Annotated in this window: 20 protein-coding genes; 8 read left to right on the top strand and 12 right to left on the bottom strand. The window is 62.0% G+C overall.

What is annotated here, in order from left to right; translation table 11 throughout:
• Positions 1 to 181: 181 nt before the first annotated feature.
• Positions 182 to 1381 (top strand): MFS transporter, encoded by a 1200-nt coding sequence (locus CXQ93_RS17620; protein WP_104111717.1) that lies wholly within the window; start codon positions 182 to 184, stop codon positions 1379 to 1381.
• Here CXQ93_RS17620 and CXQ93_RS17625 read toward each other — a convergent pair.
• Positions 1378 to 2064 carry a phosphatase PAP2 family protein gene (locus CXQ93_RS17625; RefSeq protein WP_104111718.1) on the bottom strand — a complete coding sequence of 229 codons (687 nt, stop codon included), beginning with the start codon at positions 2062 to 2064 and terminating at the stop codon, positions 1378 to 1380. The genes CXQ93_RS17620 and CXQ93_RS17625 overlap by 4 nt on opposite strands.
• Positions 2065 to 2256: 192 nt before the next feature.
• Here CXQ93_RS17625 and CXQ93_RS17630 point away from each other — a divergent pair, with 192 nt between their 5' ends.
• From CXQ93_RS17630 to CXQ93_RS17650, 5 genes are read left to right on the top strand one after another with little or no spacing between them, the layout of a single operon-like run.
• On the top strand, positions 2257 to 3204 hold the full coding sequence (locus CXQ93_RS17630; protein ID WP_104111719.1) for an ABC transporter ATP-binding protein: 948 nt from the start codon (positions 2257 to 2259) through the stop codon (positions 3202 to 3204).
• 2 nt (positions 3205 to 3206) lie between these two features.
• Positions 3207 to 4097 (top strand): ABC transporter permease, encoded by an 891-nt coding sequence (locus CXQ93_RS17635; RefSeq protein ID WP_104111720.1) that lies wholly within the window; start codon positions 3207 to 3209, stop codon positions 4095 to 4097.
• A 49-nt stretch (positions 4098 to 4146) separates the two neighbouring features.
• Positions 4147 to 5445: a sensor histidine kinase gene (locus tag CXQ93_RS17640; protein ID WP_258069095.1), complete on the top strand. Its 1299-nt coding sequence runs from the start codon at positions 4147 to 4149 to the stop codon at positions 5443 to 5445.
• Positions 5446 to 5467: 22 nt separating this feature from the next.
• Positions 5468 to 6187, top strand: a complete 720-nt coding sequence (locus tag CXQ93_RS17645) for a response regulator transcription factor (RefSeq protein ID WP_104111754.1) — start codon at positions 5468 to 5470, stop codon at positions 6185 to 6187.
• Between the two features lie 60 nt (positions 6188 to 6247).
• The gene (locus CXQ93_RS17650) at positions 6248 to 7522 is read left to right on the top strand and encodes a M18 family aminopeptidase (RefSeq protein WP_104111721.1); all 1275 of its coding nucleotides are present in this window, start codon (positions 6248 to 6250) and stop codon (positions 7520 to 7522) included.
• A 70-nt stretch (positions 7523 to 7592) separates the two neighbouring features.
• Here CXQ93_RS17650 and CXQ93_RS17655 read toward each other — a convergent pair whose 3' ends face one another.
• Together CXQ93_RS17655 and CXQ93_RS17660 are read right to left on the bottom strand one after the other, a co-directional pair.
• Positions 7593 to 8243 carry a DUF1345 domain-containing protein gene (locus CXQ93_RS17655; protein ID WP_256939491.1) on the bottom strand — a complete coding sequence of 217 codons (651 nt, stop codon included), beginning with the start codon at positions 8241 to 8243 and terminating at the stop codon, positions 7593 to 7595.
• A 22-nt stretch (positions 8244 to 8265) separates the two neighbouring features.
• On the bottom strand, positions 8266 to 11982 hold the full coding sequence (locus tag CXQ93_RS17660) for a bifunctional RecB family nuclease/DEAD/DEAH box helicase (protein WP_104111722.1): 3717 nt from the start codon (positions 11980 to 11982) through the stop codon (positions 8266 to 8268).
• 176 nt (positions 11983 to 12158) lie between these two features.
• Here CXQ93_RS17660 and CXQ93_RS17665 point away from each other — a divergent pair, with 176 nt between their 5' ends.
• Positions 12159 to 13631 (top strand): TIGR01777 family oxidoreductase, encoded by a 1473-nt coding sequence (locus CXQ93_RS17665; RefSeq protein WP_104111723.1) that lies wholly within the window; start codon positions 12159 to 12161, stop codon positions 13629 to 13631.
• A 114-nt stretch (positions 13632 to 13745) separates the two neighbouring features.
• Here the strand turns inward: CXQ93_RS17665 and CXQ93_RS17670 are convergent, their stop codons facing one another.
• From CXQ93_RS17670 to CXQ93_RS17680, 3 genes are read right to left on the bottom strand one after another with little or no spacing between them, the layout of a single operon-like run.
• Entirely contained in the window at positions 13746 to 14444 is a 699-nt protein-coding gene (locus CXQ93_RS17670) for a hypothetical protein (RefSeq protein WP_104111724.1), read from the bottom strand.
• 22 nt (positions 14445 to 14466) lie between these two features.
• Positions 14467 to 15786 (bottom strand): MFS transporter, encoded by a 1320-nt coding sequence (locus tag CXQ93_RS17675; RefSeq protein WP_104111725.1) that lies wholly within the window; start codon positions 15784 to 15786, stop codon positions 14467 to 14469.
• 9 nt (positions 15787 to 15795) lie between these two features.
• Positions 15796 to 16683 carry an ArgP/LysG family DNA-binding transcriptional regulator gene (locus CXQ93_RS17680; RefSeq protein WP_218711968.1) on the bottom strand — a complete coding sequence of 296 codons (888 nt, stop codon included), beginning with the start codon at positions 16681 to 16683 and terminating at the stop codon, positions 15796 to 15798.
• A 70-nt stretch (positions 16684 to 16753) separates the two neighbouring features.
• On the opposite strand from CXQ93_RS17680, the gene CXQ93_RS17685 reads away from it, so the two are divergent.
• A complete protein-coding gene (locus CXQ93_RS17685) occupies positions 16754 to 17383 on the top strand; it encodes a LysE/ArgO family amino acid transporter (RefSeq protein WP_374953423.1) in 630 nt (209 codons plus the stop codon).
• On the opposite strand, the gene CXQ93_RS17690 is transcribed toward CXQ93_RS17685, so the two are convergent.
• From CXQ93_RS17690 to CXQ93_RS17715, 6 genes are all read right to left on the bottom strand, one after another.
• Positions 17380 to 17787 (bottom strand): hypothetical protein, encoded by a 408-nt coding sequence (locus CXQ93_RS17690; RefSeq protein ID WP_104111726.1) that lies wholly within the window; start codon positions 17785 to 17787, stop codon positions 17380 to 17382. The genes CXQ93_RS17685 and CXQ93_RS17690 overlap by 4 nt on opposite strands.
• Positions 17788 to 17864: 77 nt before the next feature.
• Positions 17865 to 19001, bottom strand: coding sequence for a DUF1524 domain-containing protein (locus CXQ93_RS17695; RefSeq protein WP_256939490.1), 1137 nt, complete (start codon positions 18999 to 19001; stop codon positions 17865 to 17867).
• Positions 19002 to 19188: 187 nt separating this feature from the next.
• Positions 19189 to 20004, bottom strand: a complete 816-nt coding sequence (locus tag CXQ93_RS17700; protein WP_104111728.1) for an HAD family hydrolase — start codon at positions 20002 to 20004, stop codon at positions 19189 to 19191.
• Complete coding sequence (locus CXQ93_RS17705; protein WP_104111729.1) at positions 20001 to 21170, bottom strand: cysteine protease StiP family protein; 1170 nt, start codon at positions 21168 to 21170, stop codon at positions 20001 to 20003. The genes CXQ93_RS17700 and CXQ93_RS17705 overlap by 4 nt, the downstream gene beginning before the upstream one ends.
• Positions 21167 to 22750, bottom strand: a complete 1584-nt coding sequence (locus CXQ93_RS17710) for a phosphoribosyltransferase domain-containing protein (RefSeq protein ID WP_104111730.1) — start codon at positions 22748 to 22750, stop codon at positions 21167 to 21169. The genes CXQ93_RS17705 and CXQ93_RS17710 overlap by 4 nt, the downstream gene beginning before the upstream one ends.
• Complete coding sequence (locus CXQ93_RS17715; RefSeq protein WP_258069096.1) at positions 22747 to 23871, bottom strand: HpcH/HpaI aldolase/citrate lyase family protein; 1125 nt, start codon at positions 23869 to 23871, stop codon at positions 22747 to 22749. The genes CXQ93_RS17710 and CXQ93_RS17715 overlap by 4 nt, the downstream gene beginning before the upstream one ends.
• Positions 23872 to 23979: the final 108 nt, after the last annotated feature.

The following is a 23979-nucleotide window of genomic DNA, read 5'->3' on the forward strand; positions in this document are numbered from 1 at the left end:
AAGCCGAGAAATGCCATAGTTTGACGAAAATGCCACAGTTGTAACAGTTGTAACTCTGGCATTTTCGTCAAACTATGGCATTTTTCATAGCGGCGCAAGACATGCCGCTAGAGTTGACGCAACGTCGCAAAAACTTCGGCGACATTTCTTTGGTCACCCTTGTGTAAAGAGTAAATCCCCTATGAATAAGCAGGCGGTCCGCGCGGCCACCATCGCCACTTTTGCCGTCTTCGCGATCAATGGTTTTGTGTTTGCCAGTTGGGCTGCTCGGATTCCGGCAGTGACCCGTATCCTCGATCTGACATCGGGTGAAATGGGCCTGCTCCTGCTGATGATCGCCGCGGGTTCGGTCATTGCACTCCCGATGGCCGGAACTGTTGTGGGCCGTCTCGGAACGGCGAACACGATTCGTGTTGGCGGCTTTACTGTTGCTGTTGGTGGCCTGATTGTTGCTATCGCCTTGGCGCAGCACTCGGTCCCCTTAACGGGTATTGGCCTGTTCTTCTTCGGTATTGGTATTGGCCTCTGGGACGTGGCGCAGAACATTGAGGGCGCAGACGTTGAACGGCATCGCGGCAAGACCATCATGCCGCAATTCCACGGAGGCTTCAGCGGTGGCGCCCTCGTCGGAGCGCTCGTGGGCGCCGGACTTTCGGCCCTCGATGTCAGCATGTCCGCCCATTTGTTCGTCATCGTCATTGGCGTCAGCATCTCGATGGTGTTTGTGCCGCGCTACTTCCTGCCGGAGGCGGCAAACAGTGCCAGCCAGCAGACACAAGCCACCACAGTCCTCAAGGGGCGTAGCGCCTGGACTGAGAAGCGCACGCTCCTGGTGGGGCTGGTGGTCCTGGGCGCCGCCCTGACCGAGGGTGCGGCCAATGATTGGATCGCCAAGGCAACTGTTGATGGGCTTGGTGCCTCAGAAGCCGCAGGTGCCATCATGTTTGCAGTCTTCGTGGCATCGATGACGCTGTTCCGCTTCTTTGGCGGCGGACTCATCGACACCTTCGGGCGGGTCCCTGTGCTGTACGGCAGCCTCGGATCGGCCCTGATTGGTCTTGTCTTGTTCGTCGTGGCACCCAATATGTGGCTCGCCGGACTCGGCGCGGTTTTCTGGGGCGCCGGTGCCGCGATGGGCTTCCCCATGGGCATGTCCGCGGCCGCCGACGATCCCGCACGGGCCGCCGCCCGAGTCTCCGTGGTTTCCACCATTGGCTATGTGGCGTTCTTGGCGGGCCCGCCGCTGCTGGGCTTCCTGGGCGACCATGTAACCATTCGTTGGGCACTCCTGGCCATCGCCGTTGCCATCATCGCATCCATCCTGACTGCGCCGGCAGCCAGGCCTCTGCCCGAATCTGAGTTTGAAACGGCAAATAACTAAGCGCTTGTGGCACCTTGCTCAAGAGGGTCTGCTTGAATATTCCGGCCCAGGCATTTATCTTTCAGTAGCGCCCAGAGCAACAGCGTCACCCCGACACCCAGCAAAGCACCGGCAATGGTATCCGAGGCCCAGTGGACACCCAGATACGTGCGGCTGAACATCATGGCAACACTGAGAATGGCACCGCTGACCCACATCCATAGTCTGCCCAGAACCACTGCCGTAACCACCATGGCTGTCACCGTGCCGCTGACATGCCCCGATGGGTACGAGCCGTGGTCAACAGGGACCAGATGATCGGCGGGGCGAGGGCGGTCTACTAAATATTTGATCAAATGGGTTAGCCCCAGGGCACCCAGGTTGACGGCAGCCGTGAACAGTCCCAAGCGCCAGTGGCGGCGCAACAGCACCAAGAGTAAGAGCACGGCGTAGATGACCATGCCGGTATTTCCGACAAAGTCCAGCACGCGGTTGGCATCGGTGAGCCACGGTGTTCGGGAGCTGCGCATCAGCTGGTACCAGCCGTCGTCGAACTTTTGAAAAGGCGGATGGTTGCCGGTGGCCCACATCAGACAGGCGCCGGCTAGCAGCATTGCCAGCGCAGGCAGCGAAAGCTGGAGGAGCCGGGTCCGGGACCAAGCCAGTGGACGCAGTACGGTGGATTCTGAAGTCAAAACGGGCATAAGAGAATTCTAGGGGCCACTCCTGACGGACAAGATCATCCCTTCGGACTACCCTGAGAGAACCCTGAATCATCCCTGAGATGGAAGATATCTGCGGTTTCCTTGCGTACGGTTGTAATAGATTCGAAAAGGAGACGCCATGACGCTTTCGCGCTCATACAAATTCGGCGCTCATCAAAAGGGGATGTCCACATGATTGAGGCAGTAAACCTGGCCAAGCACTACGGTGCCAAGACTGCGGTTGGCGGTGTCACGTTTACCGTCAAGCCGGGAATGGTGACGGGCTTCCTCGGCCCCAACGGCGCCGGCAAATCAACCACCATGCGCATGATCGTGGGACTGGACGCGCCCTCGCGCGGCACTGTGACCGTCAACGGCAAACCCTACGCAAAGCACCGCGACCCGCTGCGTCAGGTTGGTGCTTTGCTGGATGCAAAGGCCGTGCACACCTCGCGCAGCGCCTATAACCACCTGCTGGCCATGGCCGCCACGCACAGCATCCCCACCAAGCGCGTCAACGAGGTCATTGACATGACCGGCCTGGCAGCTGTGGCGAAGAAGAAGGCCGGCGGATTCTCCCTCGGCATGGGCCAGCGGCTCGGCATTGCTTCGGCGCTGCTGGGCGATCCGCAGACACTGATCCTGGATGAGCCGGTCAACGGGCTGGATCCTGAAGGTGTGCTGTGGGTGCGTAACCTCGCCAAGCACCTTGCCGCGCAGGGAAAAACCGTCTTCTTGTCATCGCACCTCATGAGTGAAATGGCGCTGACCGCCGATCACCTGATTGTGATTGGCCGCGGCCAGATCATCGCCGATGCCCCGATTGCGCAGATCCTCGCCGGCTCCCAGCAAGCCAAGGTACGGGTCCGCACTCCTGAGGTCACCCGGCTCAGTCAGCTACTGGGCAGCCAAGGTGTGCAGGTGCAGTGCGAGGAGAACGAAACCCTCGAGGTCACCGGATTGGACCCCCGCCAGATCGCCCAAGTGGCGCTGCAAAACCAGGTTCTCGTCTACGAGCTGATGCCACTGACCACCTCCTTGGAAGACGCCTACTTCAACCTGACCAAGGATGCGGTGGAGTACCACTCGCAGGAATTCAACGACAACCTGCCGGCCCCGGCCGCTGTGAAGGGACTCTAAAGATGAGCACGACGACGATTTCCTCACCCGGGCGCGCCACCGGCGGTTCGCTGACATTTGCCGGTGTGCTGCGCAGTGAATGGATTAAGTTCCGGTCCCTGCTGTCCACGCGTTTGCTACTGCTCTTTACCTTCTTGGCCGTTGTTGGTGTCGGAGCCATTGCCGCTTGGGCGCAGGCCTCATCACTTGAACTATTCATGAAGAACGGCACGGGAATGGGGATGCCTGGCACCACTCCTGAACCCATGACTCTTGAACAAGCGCAAGAATTCGGGAACTTTAACGTCTACGCCATCCCCAATGCGGGCTTGCAGATTGGCATCCTTATCCTCGGTGCCCTTGCAGTACTGCTGGTCGCCTCGGAGTTTGGCACAGGCATGATCCGCTCCACCATGACGGCTGTGCCCAAAAGACTGCCGGCGTTTTTTGCGAAGGCAGTAGTGCTCGTCGTGGTGTCCTACATCCTGACGCTCGTGGCTTCCGTGGTCACGGCCTTGCTGGCCATCCCGATTTTCAAGGCCTATGGCATTGACTTTTCCTTTGGTCTGGACGGTGTCGTGTACTCCATTCTCATGGGTGGCGTTTATGTTGCTGGAGTTTCCTTGATTGGGCTCTCCCTGGGCACCCTGCTACGCAGCTCGGCTGGCGGCATCATCGTGTTGGTTGCGGTGATGTTCCTGATGGAAATCGGGGCCAATCTGCTGAGCCTGTTTCCCGCTGACTTCTGGAACTACGTAGTACAGTACGTGCCCAGTGTCGCCGGTGGACGGATGCTCGAGATCACCGAGAAGACCGCGTTCATCAGCCCCTTGGCCGGTGCCCTGATCTTCCTTGGCTGGATCCTGCTCTTCATGATCCCGGCCATCATCTCCCTCAAGACTCGCGACATCTAAGTACAGCTAACGTCCCCGGCATCTCGCCGGGGAACCTAGGCTCAGACTTATGCGCACAAAAGACCAGGCGGGGGCCGCGGAACGAACGGCCGTTTCCCCCGCCGACTTACCTTCCGCTGCACGGCGGGCCGACGAATTCACGGCCCGCCGTCGTGGTGCACTCCGAACATACTTCTATAGCCATCCCCGCGTCATGGACGTGGTGGTGGTTATTTCTTATTTGCTGGCCGGCTCAGGCATCTTCCTCAGCGGCGATCCAGACGTCAATATGAGCGAGCATGTGGTCATCGTCCTCGCCTCGGCCACGGTTTTGATGTTCCGCCGCGATAAACCACTGGCCGTGCTCGCCATCGTTTCAGTCTTTGAAGTTCTCAATATTGTGGTGGTGCCAACGGCCAGCAATATCGGGGTCGGCATCTGGTTTGCCCTCTACGCGGTGGCCGTTCGGTACAAAACCGTGATCAGCTTTGCGCTGGGGATCATCTCCGCCGTGCCGTTGATGGCGTTCATGCTGTTCCTTTATCAATACCCTGCCGATCTGCTGAGCGACAACGGCCCCAGCGCTGCTACAAGCAGCATCATTTCAGCGATCGTGATGCTCCTGTCCAATATCATCGCCACAGGCGTTGGCGCTGCAGTACGCAGCAACCGTAAGCACGAAGCCGAATTGCGCCAATGGGCTATCCGCAATGCCGAGCTGGCCTCCGTGGCGGAACGGAACAGGATTGCCCGGGAAATGCATGATGTGGTGGCCCACTCGTTGACAGTCATGGTGGCACTAAGCGACGGAGCCGCCGTAGTGGTTAAACGGGATCCAGCCAAAGCGGGGGATGTGTTGGGGCAGCTCTCGCAGACCGGGCGCACGGCGCTGGCGGACATGCGCCGCGTGCTGGGCGTGTTACGAGCCGACGGCGGTACCAACCGTTCCCCGCAGCCCGACCATACCGACATGGGTGCCCTGATCGAAGGATTCCGTCAGGCTGGACTGCCGATCTCCTTCACCCAGTCAGGTCCGCCCCTGCCCGCGGATCCTGCGCTGGCACTGACCGTGTACCGGATCGTGCAGGAATCGCTGACTAATGTGCTGCGGTACGGCACCGCGGTGTCCCGGGTGGAGGTAATGGTGGCGAACAATAGCCTCACCGGGGCCATAACCGTCCGGATCAGGGACGACGGCCACGGCACCCTAGATGCATCGATTGGTTCCGGACGTGGCATTGTGGGAATGCGGGAACGCGCGCGGATTTACGCCGGAACTGTCGACGCCGGTCCGGTGCCTCAAGGTGGGTGGCTCGTGACGGTTGCGCTGCATCCTGGCGAAAGTACGCCGGTGAATGGACAACTATGAGGATGATTTGGGGAATTCCGAAATGAACGACGGTCCTACTATTTCTAGCGAGCCCATCGAGCCCAGTCAGGCCATTCGGGTGCTGCTGGTGGATGACCAGCCGTTGTTGCGGATGGGTTTTCGCCTCATTCTCGAGGGCGAAGATGACATGCACGTGGTGGGAGAAGCGTCCAACGGCATAGAAGCGCTGGGTGCTGTGGAGCGTCTGCAGCCTGATGTGGTCCTCATGGACGTGCGCATGCCGCTCATGGACGGCATTGAAGCAACGGGCAAAATCAGCGCATCCACTTCTGTTGCCAGGATCATTATCCTGACCACCTTTGACCTCGACGAATACGCTTTTGCCGGGCTTCAAGCCGGCGCCAGCGCCTTCCTGCTCAAGGACGTGGCGCCGCTGGACCTTGTTCAAGCCGTGCGGCTCGTGGCCAGCGGCGATGCCGTGGTGGCTCCGCGCGTCACCCAGCGACTGCTCGAAGACTTTGTGCGCAACAGCCCGCCTCGCCCAACGCAGAGTCCGGACCCGCTGCTGGCGGAACTCACGCCCCGAGAGCTCGAGGTGGCGCAATGCATTGCCCAAGGACTGTCCAACGCCGAGATTGCCCATTCGCTGTTCCTCTCCGAAGCCACCGTCAAGACACATGTCCGGCGCATCCTGACCAAGTTGCACCTCCGGGACAGGGTCCAAGTAGTGGTGTACGCCTACGAAACCGGGATGGTGGTCCCCAGCAATCCGGACTACTAACCGGACCCTGGGGTCAGGTGAAGCGCGGGAATCCTGGCTGCTTCATGATTGAATCGAACCATGACTTCTGTGGAACACATCCTGGACCTGCGCGACTTCATTGACGCCTCACCGTCGAGCTTTCATGCGGCAGCTGAGGCTGGAAAAAGACTCGCAGGAGCGGGTTTCACGCAATTGAACGAAACCGAGCCCTGGCCCGTACATGGAAAATTCTTCATGATCCGCGACGGCGCCATCATGGCCTGGATTGTGCCCGAGGACGCCACCGTCACCACGCCATTCAACATTCTGGGCGCACACACGGATTCGCCCTCATTCAAGCTCAAACCGAAACCCACCACGGGCCGGTTTGGTTGGCTGCAGGCAGGTGTTGAGGTTTATGGCGGGCCGCTCATCAACTCCTGGCTGGACCGGGAACTGCAATTTGCCGGCCGGTTAGTGAGCCGTGATGGGGTCGAAACACTGGTGGCCACAGGACCGCTGTTGCGCTTCCCGCAGCTGGCCATTCACTTGGACCGCAGCGCCAATGACGGACTGAAGCTGGACAAGCAACAGCACATGAATCCGGTGTGGGGCCAAGGCACTGCGCAGGACGAGGATCTTTTGGGGCTGCTCGCCGAGCGCGCGGGCGTGGATGCTGGCGAAATTGGCGGGTACGACATTGTTGTGGCCGACACCCAGCCGGGCCAAATATTTGGTGCCAACAATGAATTCTTCGCCGCAGGCCGAATGGACAACCTGACATCCGTGCATGCGGGCCTGGTGGCACTGATTTCCGCGGCTCAAACGCCCCTTTCAGGAGTGATCCCGGTTCTGGCGGCCTTTGACCATGAGGAAATCGGCTCCGGATCACGGTCGGGAGCCTGCGGGCCCATCTTGGAAGATGTCCTGACCCGAGTGTCGGATGGTCTGGGTGCCTCGGTGAGTGAACGACGTCGTGCTTTCGCCAGCTCATTCTGTGTCTCGGCTGACGCCGGTCACGCCGTCCACCCCAACTATTCCGAGCGGCACGATCCCGCCAACCTGCCGGTGCTCAATGGCGGGCCGTTGTTGAAGATTAATGCGAACCAGCGTTATGCCACGGACGGCGTGGGCGCGGCAGTATGGGCCACGCTTTGCGCCGCGGCGGATGCGCCGTACCAAGAGTTCGTGTCCAACAACAACGTCCCGTGCGGGTCCACTATTGGACCCTTGACGGCCACGCGACTAGGTATCAGGACGCTGGACGTGGGTACCCCGCTACTGTCAATGCACTCGGTGCGAGAGCTGTGCGGTGTGGCTGACCCGTTATACTTGGCGCGCATTGCCCAGACGTTCTTCGGTGCCGCCGTCTAACTGGAGCGTGTTGGGCCCACGCGCCTGAGGGGCCCGATGTGAGCTTGCGAGCATAGGGAGGGCGTGGGGATCAGGCTGCCAGACTGACCACCAGATTGATGGTGGTGGCAAGAATCCCGGTCCCAAAAACAAATGCCAGCAGACTGTGCCGCAGCACGGCCGATCTCATGGCACGGGTGGTGATGTTGGTGTCGGAGACCTGATACGTCATGCCCACGCTGAAGGCCATGTAGGCAATATCGGTATATTGCGGCGGCTCGTCCTGGTTGAAGCCAATTCCGCCGGGCTCGCCGCTGTAGTAAGTCTTGGCGTAGTGCAACGTGAACAGCGTGTGGACCATGAGCCAGGACATGGCAGTAGTGGTCAGGGCAAGTAGAGCCAGCAGGAACCGTCCGGTCCCTTGCACGTCCTTGCTGCTCACTATCACCAGTACAACGGCGGCGAACGAACCCAGCGCTGCCAACAAGATCAGCAGATCGGTGGTGCGCAGCCCCGGATCTTCCTCTTGTGCGTGCCGGGCCGTTTGCGGTGCATCCATGGGGGCAATTTGAAGCCACACCGTGGCGTTGTAAATCAGCGCTGCAATTGCCCAGCCCACGGCGGGGGCGTAGACCCAGGCGCCCAATAATCCGGTCAGGGCCGTGGCGGCGGCTCCGCACACTAGCATTGCGGCAATGCGTAGTTGTCGGTGTCGGGCCCGGGCCGAGGATTCTTGGTTCATGCTGTGATCATGCCATGGCGGCTCATACGGAGTTCGCATTTGCAGTGCACAGGCCGATGAAGGCGCCCAGCTCTGCCATGACTTCGGGGCGTGCCGGCATGAAGTTGCTCAGTTCGGGGGAGCGGATGATGACGGCCCGCCACTGCCCGCGTGACACGGCGACGTTGATGCGGTTGCGGTTCAGCAGGAATTCCATCCCGCGTGGGGCTCCCGACGGGTCTGCGCAGGCCATGGTCACCAGCACTACCGGAGCCTCCTGGCCCTGGAACTTGTCCACGGTTCCGACCTTTACGTCGGGCAGGCCTGCCTGGTCCAGGATCTCCCGGACCAGATTGACCTGGGCGTTGTAGGCGGCCACCACCAAGATGTCCTCCTGCGCCAAAGCGCGCGGGGCTTTGTCTGGGCCCGCCGTCCACATGAGGCCCACATGTTGCCTCACCTGGACCACCACTTCCGCGGCCTCCTCCGGAGAAGACTGCTTATTGTCCTTTTCGCTCGCAGGATCCTGGCTGACGTACACGGTTTCCACGCCCGGGACTTTGCCTTCGAGGTGGCGCTGGGTGGCCGCCAGTGCCGATGTCAGCTTCCCCTCGTAGCTCAGGCGGGACACCGCAGCGCACAAGTCAGGGTGCATGCGCCAGGAATCGGCGAGGAAGTAGCCCAGTTCTTCCGGCAAGGTGGCGTGGCTGGCGGATAGCCAACCCAGCGCGGATTCATCCACGGGAGCCGGGTGCGAGCCCTGCGTGACCTGCGGCAGTTGCTGCGGATCGCCCAGCAGCAGTAGGTTCTTGGCCGCCCGGGATACGGCTAGCGTGTTGGCCAGAGAGTACTGCCCGGCCTCGTCAATGACCAGCAAATCCAGCGAGCCTTCAGGGACATTGGTGCCGGTCATGGTCCATGCGGTGCCGCCAATCAACGCGCCGCCCTCACTGTTCAGGAGCTTGGCGAATTGCTTGTCGTCGATGGTTTTCCACGGTACCTCATGAGGCGTGGCCAGTTTCTTGCCCACGCGTTCGGGGTCAACGTGCGCCTTTTCAATCGCCGCCCGCAGCATGTTTTCCACCACGGCATGCGACTGCCCCACCACGCCAATCTTCCAGCCCTCCTTCATGAGGCGGGCGATGACGTGCGATCCCACATGCGTCTTTCCAGTGCCGGGCGGGCCTTGGACGGCAAGGTAGGAATGGTCAAGGCTCAGCACGGCGTCGGTAATGGCGGTGATGTAGTCATGCGTTTGCGTGCTGTGCCCGTCTCCATGCACGACGGCGGAGGGCAGGCTTGCGCCGTCCCTCAGCCTGGGCGTGGCCTTGCGCAGAATATCCAAGCCCGGGTGCTTGGGCAGCTTGGGCTGCTTGGGCGCCGTGGGAGGGAAGGCGGGTGGCGCAGGCAGTGTGGGAAGCGTTCCGCCCACTTTGGTGGCCAGTTCCGAGAGCGCCGCCCGGATGCTTGCCGTGGGGACAGGTTTGTTGGGAGCCAAGGCAATGGGCAGCTGGTTGTAGGGCTGCACTTTGGTGGTGGACTTTTCCGTCACAAGCAAAACGGTCAGTTCCGGGGTCCCCGGGTCCGACACGTCTTCGAGGACGGCGACGTTGAACAGTCCACCGCGTGTGGCGGGTTCCCTGCCTGATTCGGCAGGGTCGTCCTCCATTCCCTCGGGAAGCGGGGCGTTGTACATTCCAAACCAAGTGGTTCCAGTGCGGAAGTCCGAGCCCTCGGTGGCTGTTCCGGTGACCTTGAGGGTGCGGGATTCGGTCCGGGCACGGGGCTTGTCGGCGGGCCTGGCCCAATCCTCCATCACTTCGACATCGTTGATGCGGAGCATATTGCGTTCCTCGGCCCAGTGTTCGGGGCCCTTTTCTAGCCGGTCAAAGTGGCCCCACCAGAACTGCTTGTCCTCACGCCGGTGGTAGCTGGCGGCGGCCGCCACCATCTCGACCGCGTTTTCCTCGGCGCTGAGATCGTAACCCTTTTGTCCCCTGAGAGCCGAGATGTACTCGTCGAGGCGGAGCTCTTCGGGGCTAGGCTCATAGCTGCTCTTCTTTTCTTCCTGCAGTTTGAGCTTGCCGCTACCCTCGGCCCAGGATGCCGCCGTTGTCGCGGCCTCGATGGTGAACAGCCAGTCACGCAGGCGCAGCGTAGAGACGCAGTCGTACCGGTTGTAATCGCTGATGGAGGCCAACGTCTCCTCCGCCTTGGCGGCCATGGCAGCGTCACCAGCACGTCCGGCGTCGCGCTGTTCGCAATACTCGGCATACGCCACCACGGAGGCGCCTGCGTCTTTTACATCGCCCGCGCGGACGTTTTTGCCCATGTAAAACGGCTCGAGCTTTTTGATGGAGTAGGAGCTCTCCGAGATGCGTACCGACTGGCGGACGGTGTCCAGCAGATCGACAAGCAGGCCCGAGCGCAGCCAGTCGTCGATGGTGTCCTCGCCCCCTCCATGGAAAACGGAGAGGTTCCGTAGTGCCGACTTTTCATACGGCGCGTAGTGGTAAACATGCATGTCCGGCCATATTTTGCGGCGGGTCTCCACATAGTCGAGAAAGTTGAGGAATGCCGCTCGTTCCTCGTCCCGGGAATGCGCCCAGAACGGCTTGAACACCAGGTCCGCATCCGGCACAGCTGCCGGGTCCACACCGGGCGGCAGCGCCTCAATGGAGCCGAACAGGTACTCGATGCCCCACTTTTCCGTGACCGGGTCCTGCCACAGGGGATCGCCCTCAAAGTCGAAGAAGATGTCGCCGTCACTTGGCGCAGGCAGCTTGCTGACAGTCGGCAGCACCTTGAAGCTGATTTCACGGGCCTCGGCGCCTTCGCCCACAGTGGCCGTTCCGGTGGGTGTTTCGAGTCCCAGCTGCATGCGAGCCTGGTCGCGCAGGCGTTCCAGCGGACCTTTGGCTGGCGGAATTGGCATATCTGCCAGTGCTTGGACAGTGCTGATGCCCTGTGCCATGAGCTTGCGACGCTGGGACCCGGTCATGCCGTTGACCAGGAGCAAGTCCTGATGCTCGGCCACTTGCTGAGAGCAGTAGTCGCAGCGACCGCAATAGCTAATGCCCTCCTGCAGCCAGGCAACAGGCAGCGGCTGGGCACGGTGGGCGCTGGTCAGTCTCAGGAACCGCTCCCGGTGTTCACGGAAGACGGGTAGCAAATCCGCCATGGCGTGGTCACTGTGCTTCCGGTTGCCCAGTACCAGGGTAGTCACCTCATGGAGAGGAATCTTGTACTTCTGCAGCTGATCCCCATAGGCGGCAAGCTGCAGCAGGGCGCTGACTTTTGCGTGCCGGGCCAGCTTGGTGTCGTGAACGGCGTACGCGTTGTCATCCTGGCGCATCAGGAAGTCGGCAAAGCCCACCATGGAGCCGTCAAAGAAGGTGGCCTGGAAAACAACGTCCGCGCCGATCCGCAGCGCCTCCAGCGTTTCCTCACGCTTGGCTTCCAGCCCGGCCCAGCTCAGCGCACCTTCCGCGCGGGAAACAGACTTCACACCGTTGCCCGTCGCAGCATCCCACTTGCCGAATTTCTTCTCGTATTCGTTGAGGATCTTTTCTTCGTAGACGTCGCCCAGTTTCGCGGCACGTTCAAGCATGTCGTCCTTGGCAAAGCCCGGCTTGGTGGCCCGGCCGAGCTTCTCGTCCAGAATCCGCAGCGTCCGGTACTGGCATTCGCTGGCCGTTACCAAATCCGACGCCGAAAAGATCAGCGGCTTGTTGCCCTCTGGGGAGTCAAGCAAAAACATTCTGTGCCTTCCATGGCGTACCTAGTAATGCAGGTCGATGCTCTTGAATCTAGCAAGAGCCACCCACATTGGCGCTTTCGAGGTGCATGGTTGCCTGCGGCGCGACTCGCCAGGTGGGCCGTGCGCGCGGGGCCGCTTGTGAGGCAAGATGGGAGTGACACCGACTTGGAGAACTCATGCCCACGTTCCGCTATGAAACCATCCTTCCCTTCCCGCGCGCTGAGGTATTCCGGTGGTTTACCCGGCCCGGCGCCCTGGTGCGGCTCACGCCGTCGTTCTTTGGGACAATCCGCGCCGAACCCAGTGACGGCATCAACCCAGGGTCCACGGCGGTCCTTGGTGTGGGTGTCCCGGGCGGGCTGGGGATGTGGCTGGGTTCCGCGGCAGGCGCGGTGCGGGGCGTGCTGCCGGTCCCGTGGGCACGGCCCGAGCTGCGCTGGTACGCACGGCACACCGAATTGGTGCCGGATGTCAGCTTCACTGACGTCATGGACAAGGGGCCGCTTGCTTCCAGTAGCCACACTCACACCTTTGTGGACGGAACGCCTGGCACCACTGTGATGCACGATGCGATGACGTTCGAGCTGCCTAAAGTGGCCCGTAACGGCTGGACGCACGGGCAGATGCAGGCCGAGCTGACACGCATGTTTGCGTTCCGAGAGCAGCAACTGCAGGGAGATCTAGCCTTCCACGCCTCGCATGCGGGTGAGCCACGGGTGATTGCTGTGAGTGGGGCGTCGGGGTTGGTGGGCCGCCAACTCTGTGCCTTGTTGGGCGGCGGCGGGCACACCGTGCGCAGGCTGGTCCGGCACGCGCCGCGTGGTGCCGATGAGATTTTCTGGAATCCGGACACCGGAGACATTGACCGTGAGGCTCTGGCTGGCTGCACCACGGTGATTCATCTGGCCGGGCACCCCATTGGTGGGCGGTTCACGGAGGCCAACAAGGAAGCAATTCACCAGAGCCGGGTACGCGGTACCTCCTTGTTGGCCGAGACCTTGGCCTCTCTAGCGTCCGACGGCGTGGCGCGCACCTTGGTCTCCGGCTCCGCCGTGGGCTACTACGGCGCAGACCCGCACGCTTCTTCGGAGGGTGGGCTGCCCGCGGCGCTCGTGGAGTCCGATCCTGCCGGGAGTGATTTCCTGGCCTCCGTCTGCCGGGACTGGGAAGCTGCCTGTGAACCCGCGGCTCAGGCCGGGGTGCGGGTGGTCAATGTCCGGACCGGCATTGTGCTTTCTGCCGGTGGTGGCGTGTTGCAGCGTCTGCTTCCGCTGTATCTGGCGGGTGTGGGTGGTCCGTTGGGTGAGAGTCAGTGGCAAAGTTGGGTAGGCATTGATGACATTGCCGGCATCTTTGCCCACGCCGCGCTGTCGCCGGAGGTGAACGGTGCGTTCAACGGCGTTGCCCCGCATCCGGTGAAGGCCGGCGAGTTTGCGCGCATCCTGGGCCGGGTGCTGCACCGACCCGCCGCTGTGACGGTGCCTGCCTTTGGTCCCAAACTGCTGCTGGGAGCGCAGGGCGCGGCCGAATTGGCGCTGGCCAGCCAGCGCGCATCCGCCGCTAAGGTCCAAGGTGCGGGATATGAGTTCCGCCATCCGGACCTTGAGGCGGCCCTGCGGCATATTTTGGGTGCTAAAGCGTCGCGCTGAAGGGTGCGGGGGTAGTTGTTACCTTTCGCCGACGGTCTGCCGAGCGCGAAAGGTAACAACTACCCCCGTGTGGCAATGCGGCGGAAAACGGCTGGCAAAAACTCCTGACGAGCATCAAACGCCGGCAGTGAAGCCTCTTTTTCGGCGCCCATTGGCGTTGATCCACCACGCTATTCCGCCAATGGTCAGGCCACCGCCCACGAGGAGAGCAAAGACCCCCACAATGATGCCGCCGACGGACGTGAAGAGACCGGTGAAGAAGGAGCTGAAATCAGAACCTTCGGTCATGACGGCGTCGACCGGGGCGGGGCTGTCAGCACTTAGACCTTCGGTGCCGGAAAAGTTGGTGCTGGGCCCGGAATAGCCAGGACCTGGGGTGATGACGATGGTGTAGCTGCCAGCCTTCGCAGCTGAGAAGGAGGCGAAAGACTGAGCCTTGAAGCCGCCCACCGAAGAACTACCGCTGACCTCGGTGGGCTCAACAGCCACCGAATTTCCGTCCGGCCCTATGACGCTAACGGTATCTGGTTCTAGTCCGAACTGGCCGGTGGGGCTTTGCTGGACCTCCCACAGATCGTAGCTGAGGCCACCGGCCGAGGAGAGTTCAAACTCCTCCGACATCGTCAGGGCAGTCAACGCAGCACTGCCGGGCTGACCTTGGGCGGTGATGATATTGAGCGGCAAGTTGGACACCATCGTGGTGATGCCGACGATGAGCGCAACTATCCCGAGCAGCAGCACGGCAATGCCGCTGAAGGTGAGAATTTTGGGCCCGGTGGTCGATGCGGGTTTGGGCGGGATAGGCGAATGCATGCCTGCCAGACTACCTGCCCGGCTACCCCGCAGCGTCCGTGACGTGCTGGGGAATAGCAGGATCCGGCGCGGCCCGCCAAGCCCGCACACCAAAGCTGACCATCACGATCAGCACCGCCAGCGCCATCATATTGACCCAGAAAAATCCACCCATAGCCAACACCGGTCCGGCCATAGCTGCCATGCCAGCGGCAGCGAAGTTCATGGTCATGTCATTGGCACCCTGCAGCGGGACTCGCAAATCCTCTGGCGCGGACGCAGTCAGCAGGGACGATCCGCCGATCAGGCAGGCCGACCATCCCAGCCCCAGCATGGTCAGCGCCATGGACATCAGGGCCGGATCGCTGCCTTCCGAGACAATGGCTCCCAGCGTGATGGCGGCCAGGAAAATGCCGCAACCCAGCATGACCACACGCATCGCGCCGAGCCTGTCCACGAGCCATCCAAATAACGGACTAGCGGCATACATGCCCAGAATATGGAGGCTGATGACTATGCCAATGATCTCCAGCGAATGCCCGTGCGCGTCCATGGCCACTGGGGTCATCACCATCACGCCCACCATGATGGCGTGCCCACCCGTGACGGCCGCAAGGGCAAAGAGAGTCCGTGGATTGTGGCTCGCCAGCCGGAGCGCGCGCCAGGCACCATGGCGCTTGTTCTTTTTCTCTGGCCTATCTGGGTTGACTTGTTGAGGAGCGGACGACGCCGGACCCTCAACCGCCGCTCCTGTGTCAGCTGCCGCTGTGCTGGCGACTGGCGCAAGGAAGAAGATGGCTATGACGAGCGCCGCGGTGATAAAGGCGATCAAGGAAAAGACAAAGGGGCCAGAGAGTGGCACCAGGCCCAGCGAGGTGCCGAACAATCTGCCGGGTTCGGATAAGTTGGGCCCGGCCACCGAGCCGACGGTGGTGGCCCAGATAACGATGGCCATGGCGCGGCCGGCTTTTTCCGGGGCAGCACCGTCCACTGCGGCATAGCGTGCCTGCAGCCCGGACGCCGTGGCCGAACCGAAGAACAACATGCCGGTAGCCATGAGCCAGAACTGGCCCAGCGAGGCAGCCAAAAGAACCAGGGCCGCACCCACGGCACCGAGCGCAAAGCCGGTGCTCAGAGCCCAGCGGCGCCCGGCTCGGACGGCGAGGTTGGCCAGCGGTACGGCAACCAGCCCCGCGCCCAGAGCCGACGCAGTCTGCACAAAGCCAGATGCCGCCGTCGTGCCTGCCAGTTGTGCGGCCAAGATTCCGCCTACGGCAACGCCCGAGGCGACGCCTACGCCGGACAGCAATTGGCCAACAACCAGCACGCCTTGATTGCGGCGTTGGTGGGTGGGAGAGCTCATGAATGGATCCTAGCCGAGGGCCTCCGCGGCTGCTTGGGCCACGGCCACCGAGAGCACATCAAGTGCCTGCGATTGGATCTTCCACCGCTGCCAAAATAGCGGGATTTGGGCGAGGCTTCCTGGGCGCAACTCCACGAGGTTCCCCGAGCGCAGCCCATCCTGGCAATGGGCTTCTGGCATCATGCCCCAGCCGAGGCCCAGTTTCACTGCCTCGGCGAATTGGATGGTGTCCGGGATGAAATGTTGCGGGCCGGAATGGTGCTGGCCGGTGGTTTGTGCCAAAAAGTTGTTTTGCAGGGTGTCGCTGCGGTCGAATTGGATGACGGGGGCTGCTGTGAGTTGTTCGGCTGTGAAGCCCTTGGGAAACCACTGCTCCATGAGGTTGGCGGACGCTATAGCGCGGTAGTTCATGGTCCCCAGCGGGGTTGCGGAACAGCCCTGCACGGGCGTTGCCGTAGCGGTGACTGCGGCCATGACGGCTCCGGAGCGGAGCAGGTTCACTGAGTGTTGTTCGTCCTCGCGGACAAGTTCCACGTTCAGGCGCCCGTCGTTCGGAAGCAAGGCGAGGGCGTCCATGAACCAGGTGGCCAAGGAATCGGCGTTGACCACGATGGTGAGGGATCCCCGGGTGCCCGTGTTGGGCTCCAGTTCCGCGGCTGCGTCATCTTCAAGCTGACGCAGTTGCCGGGAGAGTTTGAGCACCACGGTGCCGGCCGGCGTGGTGGTGATGGGTGTGGTTCGCAGCAGCAGGACCTGCCCGGCAACATGCTCCATGGCCTTGATGCGCTGAGACACCGCCGAGGCGGTCACGTGCAGACTGTGGGCAGCGGCGTCAAAAGTGCCGTTCTCCAACACCGTCAGAAAGGTCCGGAGCTGCTCTGACTGAAATCTGATCATTAGATTTCCTTAGGTAGCATGAAAAACATTAGCTGTACTGCTGAATGTCAGTCTAGTAGTTTCAATGCTTGTGACTACCCTGAATATTTTTGCCACCATGACCACCGGGCTCGGCGCTGGCCTGGCCCTCATTATCGCCATCGGAGCCCAAAATGCTTTTGTGCTGCGGCAGGGCATCCGCGGGGAACACGTTGGTTTAGTTGTCTTGGTTTGCATGCTCAGCGATGTGGTCCTGATCGGCGCGGGAATCTTTGGGATTGGAACCGTGATCGCTGCGGCGCCAGCTGTTGTTACTGTGATCAGTTTGGCGGGAGCCGCCTTTCTGATCGCCTACGCCGCGCTGGCTGCCAAACGAGCTTTCCGGGAGGGGGCGCTGACTGCAGGGGACCAACAGGGAAGCCTTGGCCGCAAGGCTGTCCTTGTCACGGCTCTGACACTAACCTGGCTGAACCCCCACGTTTATCTGGACACGGTGCTGCTGCTGGGCACCTTGGCGAACCAACACGGCGAATTGCGCTGGTGGTTCGGTGCCGGAGCTGCCTTGGGCAGCATCATCTGGTTCAGTGCTCTGGGTTATGGGGCTAAGCTCTTACGGCCAGTTTTCGCCAAGCCCGGTGCGTGGCGTGTCTTGGACGGGCTGATTGCCGCCGTCATGCTTTTCCTTGGCGTGAAGATGGTTTTGGGGGTTGTAGCTTCTTAGAGCCAGTCCATTTCCACTTGGAGGAATGACTCGGCAGAACGAATGGCCCCGGAGAAAGCTTCCGCCTCGGTGGGAGATGTGTTCGGTGTCCGCAAATACCATTCGTGGAGATTTGTATGGACCCGGATGACACCTCCGCTAGCGGGCGCGTAGAACATTGCGAAACGCTGAACCGGCCATTCGGCGGAGGTCTCGATGCCCACGAGTAAGGCAGCGCCCAGCGCTGGATTGAACCATTGGGCGATAGGCCGGCGCCTGTCTTCAAAAAAGAGTCCAGCGGCGTAGCGGGCCGCCACTGCAGTCCCCATCTCGGCGCTCAACCTTTCGCGCCACAACGGCAGGATCACCGTGTCATGGCGCTGCCACACGGCGGGAATCAGCGGCTGCTCGCTTGGGGAACTCACGCTTTAAGTCTAGTGCGAACCGGCTGCGTTGCTAGAGCTTTCTGACCACGCAGCGGTCGAGCGTGGCACCGTAACGCTTACTCACAGCCCACGCCATCTCCATCGCCGTCAAACTTGGACTGGAATCCCGGATCCCCTACGCGGATGGGGGCCGCTCCGGCTGCACGGACAGCTGAGCAGTTCTGGTAGTAAGCAGCGGGCGCAGGTGCCGGGGCTGGGACCTGCACCAACGGAACCGGCGCCGGGGCCGGGGCTGCGGGCTCAACCGCAGGAGCAACGGGAGCAGCCTCGACGGCGGGCACAGGGGCAACCGGAGCCACAGGAGGCAACACCACGGGTTCCACTGGGGCGGCTGTCTGGTTCGTGGGAACTTCAATGGTGGCGCAATCATCGAGGACTCTTGCCATGGCGTCATGCTCGGCCTGGGTGACCCACAACTTGTAGGTAGCCTTCACGGAAATTTGCCGAGCCACGTAGTCGCAGCGGTAGCTCTTGTTTGGCGGCAGCCAGGTGGCGGCATCGCCGGCCCCCTTTTGCTGGTTGGTTGGGCCGTCAACAGCCAACAGGTTCAAAGGATCGTTAGCCAAGGAGGTTCGCTCCTCCACGCTCAGCTGCTGCGCACCCTTTTGCCAGGCATCGTTGAGCGCCACCACATGGTCAATTTGGACAGCACTGCTGGTGGCAGAACCACGCACAAAATCAATGGTGGTGGCCGTGTAAGGATCGGCCAGAACGCCGGTGAGAACCAGGCAGTCGCGCGTGCCGGGCTTGAAGTTTTTGGCGATCAGGTCCCGGTCCAAAATGTCATTGCGGGTATCGCAACCGTTCCGGTCCACATCCGCCCACGCCTGACCAAAAAGGGCCCGGTCATATCCGGTCTTGGGCGCGCGGCCCTTGATAGGCAGCGTCTCCAACACCTCCAGTGCCTTCGCAGCAAAGGGCGGCTGCTGGTTCGACGCCAGATCGGCACCACCTGCATCCGGTACATCTTCGCCATCCAGCGGGGCCACATCATCCGCCGTGGGGGTGGGGCTCGGTGTTGGGCTCTTTGTGGCGCTGGGTGTTGCGCTCTGTGTTGCCGTGGTCGACGCCGGAGCGGCCTCGAGGGTTGCTGCGCCGCCACATGCTGTGGTGACCAGCAGGACGGAAGCAAGCAGCGGGATCATGATGAAATCGGCGGTCCCAAATGAGCGGGCCGGACGTGGTGGCGACAAGGCGGAGTTCTCCCCAAGGTATGAATGGCGGTAACTTCCAGCCTATCGGTGGGTACTGACATTGCTGTGCCGGATTGGGCCCACCACCACCCGCGAAAGGTGAGTAGTTGCTAATGTCACGCTCGAACATTAGCAACTGCTCACCTTTCGCGAGCCGGAAGGAGGGAGAGGGGGGTGGCCGGAGTGGCTACGCGGGCGCGACTTCGGCCAGAATCTCGCGGAGGATTTCCTCACCTGCGAGGACCCCGCGCACCGAGGTGAGGCGGAGATGGGGAGCCAGGTGTCCGGCGTCGTGCAATTCTCCATGAATGGGACGGTAGGCGAGGTGGGCAAAGTCCAGCATGCCTTGGTCCAGCAGCGAATCACCCGCCGCAATCACGTGCTCGGTGCCTGTTCGGCGAGCCACTTCCGCCAATGCCGCCGCCTTGTTGATGGGGTTCGGAACGCAGTAGAGCTTGCGGCCCTGCACGGAAACACTCCAGCCCGCCGTGGCACACAGTTCAACAAGGTCCGCCAGGAAGGCTTCGGGCATGGCATCCCTGTCGATGATGGCGTACGCAAAAAGGTCCTCGGCGCGGCGCAGGCGCAGGATCCACGGCGCAAATTCCGGCTTGGACAGGTGCGCCTCAATCACTTCCAGCGGCGCGCAATCGGCCGCCATGTGGGCCGTGAGCTGCGCATTCCACGCGGCGTCCGGCACGCCGTGATGCAGCAGCACCCCGCCGTTGGAGGTGATGGCATATTCGGGGACAGGCCCGGGCAGTTGAACGCGCTCGTATTGAGCTTGGGTGCGAGTGGTGGCCGGGACAAAAGTGGCCGCCGCCTTCACGGAAACCAGCAATGCTTCGGCCGCGCGTGTCATGAAGGACAACGGGGCACCCTCATAAACCTCCATCACCACCATGGCGGGCGCGTCCTTGTCCGCCCCGGAGAGCCAGAGCGAGTTTTTGGAGTAAATCAGCGTGCGGTCAAGGTCGCAGGCAACAACGTAGGGGGTGCTCATGCGTTGGGCACGGCCTTTCCGTCGGCGCCCACGGCGCTCTTGTCGAACTGCGGATGGATCAGCCCGACGCAGCTGTAAGGCAGGCCCGGCACTTCTTCCACAGGGGTTCCGCGCTGTTCCGCCAGCAAAAGGACATGTGCGACGTCGGTCATCGCCTCCGGATTGACCAGCACCTTCCACGGCACTCGCCTCAGCAGCACGCGGGTGGTTTCGCCGACGCCGGGCTTGACCAGGTTGACGTTGTTGATGCCGTACTCGGAGCTGATCCGCTCCACGGCCTGCCAGCCAATCCAGCTCGGTTCCGGTGCAGCTGCTTGGTGTTCGGCGGCCAGAGCCAGCACCTCCGGGTGGACGCGCGTGAAGTGCCCGTCAATGGCGTTCAGGAAGTCATTAGAGACATCACTGGAAGCCAATTCCGCATAGAACTTGGCGCCATGGAAATCGTGCGGGCCAATATGCTCCACGTTGTACACGGTGCGCGAGACCAGCCCCGAAACCGTGGAATTCAAGCAGGCCGACGGGATTAGATAGTCTTCGCGGGTGCCGAACATGGATACACAATGCCCGGGATCTGCCAGCACGGCAAGATCGTCGGGGAAGCGTACGCCGGAACTGGCGGCGAACTCATCCAGGGCAGCCGTGAGTTCTCGGGAAATGGCGCCCTTGCCCGTCCAGCCATCCACAAAAAGGATCCGCTCCGGGTCAAAGTTGGCAGCCAGATACCGCAACGCTGTTGGGTCAAGACCAACACCGCGCACAATGCTCATGGTGAAGTGCGGCAAATCCAGGCCGTGAATCTCTTTGGCCCAGCGCCGCATGAGGATGCCTATGGGGGTTCCGGCGCGGGCCAATGAAACCAGCACCGGCTGGTTGTTTCGGGCGGCCAACGCCAGCTCCGTCACCACACCTACGGCTGTGGCAATGCGCTCACCCGCGCGCTCAACGGCCACTTGGTACAGTTCCTGGTATTCGGGGCTGGGTGAGTACTCCACCGGTAGTGATTCGGCGTAGTTCGCGGCACCGGACTGGATGGCACGCTCCCGCTCCGCAGTAGGGGCCTCCAGCTGCAGATGGCTCAAGTCCTTCAGCAGCCAAGTGACCTCATCGGCTGCGTAGGATCCAAAATCCGGCCCGGTCAGGGGTGTTGGCAGGGCTGGCAGGCTCATGGAGCATCCTCTGTTTGGTGCGGGAGTGTGGTGCTAGTGGTGCTCTGATGTGGAGCGCTCTGGTGGGGAGCTGCGGCTGTTGGTGAATCGACGGGCAGCAATACCACCACGACGTCCTCGCTTGCCGCCGCCAGTGCCGCTGTCAGCGAGGGTAGAGGGGGAACGGAGCTGTGCAGCAGTTGCTTGGAGTCAGTGCCCGGCTCCGGGAAAGCCACAATGGTTCCGGGCCGTTGCCCCGAACCGGTGAGGTTGTAGGCGAAGCGGGGACCGGGGCCGTCATTGGTGAGATCGTGGCTGGCAAATTTCAGGGCGCCAGCGATGGCGTAATCGGCCCGGTCGAGGGGAACGATTGGGGAGCGAGTGGTGGTGGAAAAACGCACATCGACATCCGGGCGCAGGCTGTTGAGAGCTTGCGCCACGGCGAGCGGCAGGAACATGTTTTCCTCACAGCCCAGCACCACCAACGGGCCTTGGCCGCCGGTCGTTTTCAGATGCTCCGCCAGTTGCTCCGCAATGCTCGCAATGGTGGCTGGCAGTGGCGCGGCGACGTTGCCAAAGCGGTCGCTGCGCACAGGGGTGACGGCGTCACTGGTGAGTCTGTCAGAGAGGTCAAGGATGGACACCCGCCCTGGAGCTTCCGCTGCGGCCACTGGCTCAGGGGCGCGGTCCACCAATTCCTGGCCGCGGCGCAGCACATCCTCGGGAAGCTCAATCCAGCCCGTGCCTAACGCGGTCACTTGGATCTGGCAGCCCAACTCCGTGGCCAAGGCTGCAAAGCGTGCCCTGTCCGCGGTGCTTCGTAGGTCAATGAGCGCGGCCACCACGTAAATCTCATGCGGCGTCAGGGCGTGCAGCTCGCGAATGGTGTTGATGACAGTGGAACCGGTGCTGAATTCGTCGTCGACCAGTACCACCGGCCCGCTCCTCGATAACCACTGCGGATCCGTGGGGACCATGGCGTGCGAGGTAGCGTGTGAATGCCCCTCCTCAAACCCGGCCACCGACTCCACAGTAGGCGTGGCATGCCTGGTGGAATGGATGTAATAAGCGCCCAAAGCATTGGCTACCAACCGCCCTAAACCGGTGGCAGTTTCGGCATAGCCAATCACGACGGCGTCCGGCACCTCTGTGCGCAACGGTGCCACCGCGGCGGTGAGGGAGGCAATGGCCCCCTGCCGCTGCCCGGGCTGTTGCCGCAAGACTGCGGTGAGCCTGGAAGCGGCCAAAGCTACAGCGTCGGCACGCCGCGTGGAACCGGCAGAGTGCACAGCTGAAGGGACAGCGGAAGACTCAGTGCTGCGCGTGGGGAGGGGCCCGGCGTCGTGCTTCAGGGCGGACAAGCGGTCCGCAACAAACGCACCCAACAGCTCGCCGGCTGCGATGACCAAATCCGGTTCGGTGGGCACGTGTTTAGCCAGGACTCGGGAGACCAGCAGGTGGGCCCGCTTGGGGTTGCGGCGCAGGGCCAGGCCCACCAAATCTTCGATGTCTACGGCACTCGCGGGATCGCTATGGATGGCAACCTTGAGCTGATCGGCAACAAAGCCACCGCTCCACGTGCCCGCGCCCGTCACGCTCACGCCATGCTCGCTTCCAGCAGCTCCACGAAACTGATGTTTGCGGCGGCCACGCCAAAGGCGTCGGCGCGCAGGAGGGTGCGTTGTGCCCAGGCCTGGTGCGGCTTCATCTCGTTCATTTTGTTGCCGTAGGGAGATGCCGCGGCGCCGCCCTTGGTGTTGCCGGCAATGGCCAGGGCATCCAAATACTCTTCATGGCTGACAACGCTCATGGCATGGACCAGGGCCACATGGGTGGGGTGGATGACGGTCTTGCCGAGCAGACCGTTCGCCAGATCGAGCTCAATTTCCCGGATGAGCGTGTCTAGATTTGCCGTCATGAGGCGTTGCCGCAGCTTGATTTCGTGCGGGCCCACAAAGGGGGTGACGCGCAGCTGCGGGCGCAGCACCCGTTCGGTGTTGGCGTAATGCTCCCAGACGGGGCCGGAGATGACGAAACCGCCGTCGGGCCGGCCCAGCACATTCACAATGTCGCCAATGACGCCGGCCACCACGTTGACGTCGTAGATGGTCAGATCGCGTGAGCGGCGAAGACCAAAGGCGCTGGACATGTCCGTGGCACCAATTCGGACCGAGAGGATGTCCTCGCGGTTCGCGGCGAGCAGAGTGTAAATGTTGGTCAGCGCGGCGGCCCGAGTCTCGACGTGGATTATGGCCGGCGACTCCAGGATGGGCATGATGCGTAGCCTGCGGGTGTTAGTTGCTTGGCTGCCGTCCAGCCCCAGCTCCGACTGAATGGTGTGCAGCGCGTCGAGGAAGGCCGCAGCTACACCGGATTCGTTGTCGAACTTAGGGATCACAAAGCCTGTCAACACCCCTGTTGCGGCAGCTGCATGGCGGGCGATCCAGAGCATTTGCTCCGGCGTTCTGACCCGGACAAACAGCAGCGGCAAGGCGTCGTCGCGTTCAGCAAGCGCAGTAAGGGTGGCAACCACGTTTTCCTCGGCGCCGGCCACATCCGCATCGGGGATGGAATCTTCCAAACACAGCACCATGGACACGCAACCGAGATCGCGCTGGCGCAAAACGTCCTTGACTAGATTCGGCCTGTTAGCGGGCGTGTACAAGGTTCCGCCGAGGGCAACGGCCTGCAAGGCAGGAGAGCTTTCGGGCGTCAATTCCACAGGAAGGCGGTGGAAAAGTGTAGATACTTGGGACGTGGTCAAGGAGCGGAAATGTCGCATTGGCCCTTTCAAGGAGCTACTGAGCAAAACGTATGGCCCTATTGGTAT

Source organism: Arthrobacter sp. N199823 (assembly GCF_002929705.1).
Classification (GTDB): domain Bacteria; phylum Actinomycetota; class Actinomycetes; order Actinomycetales; family Micrococcaceae; genus Specibacter.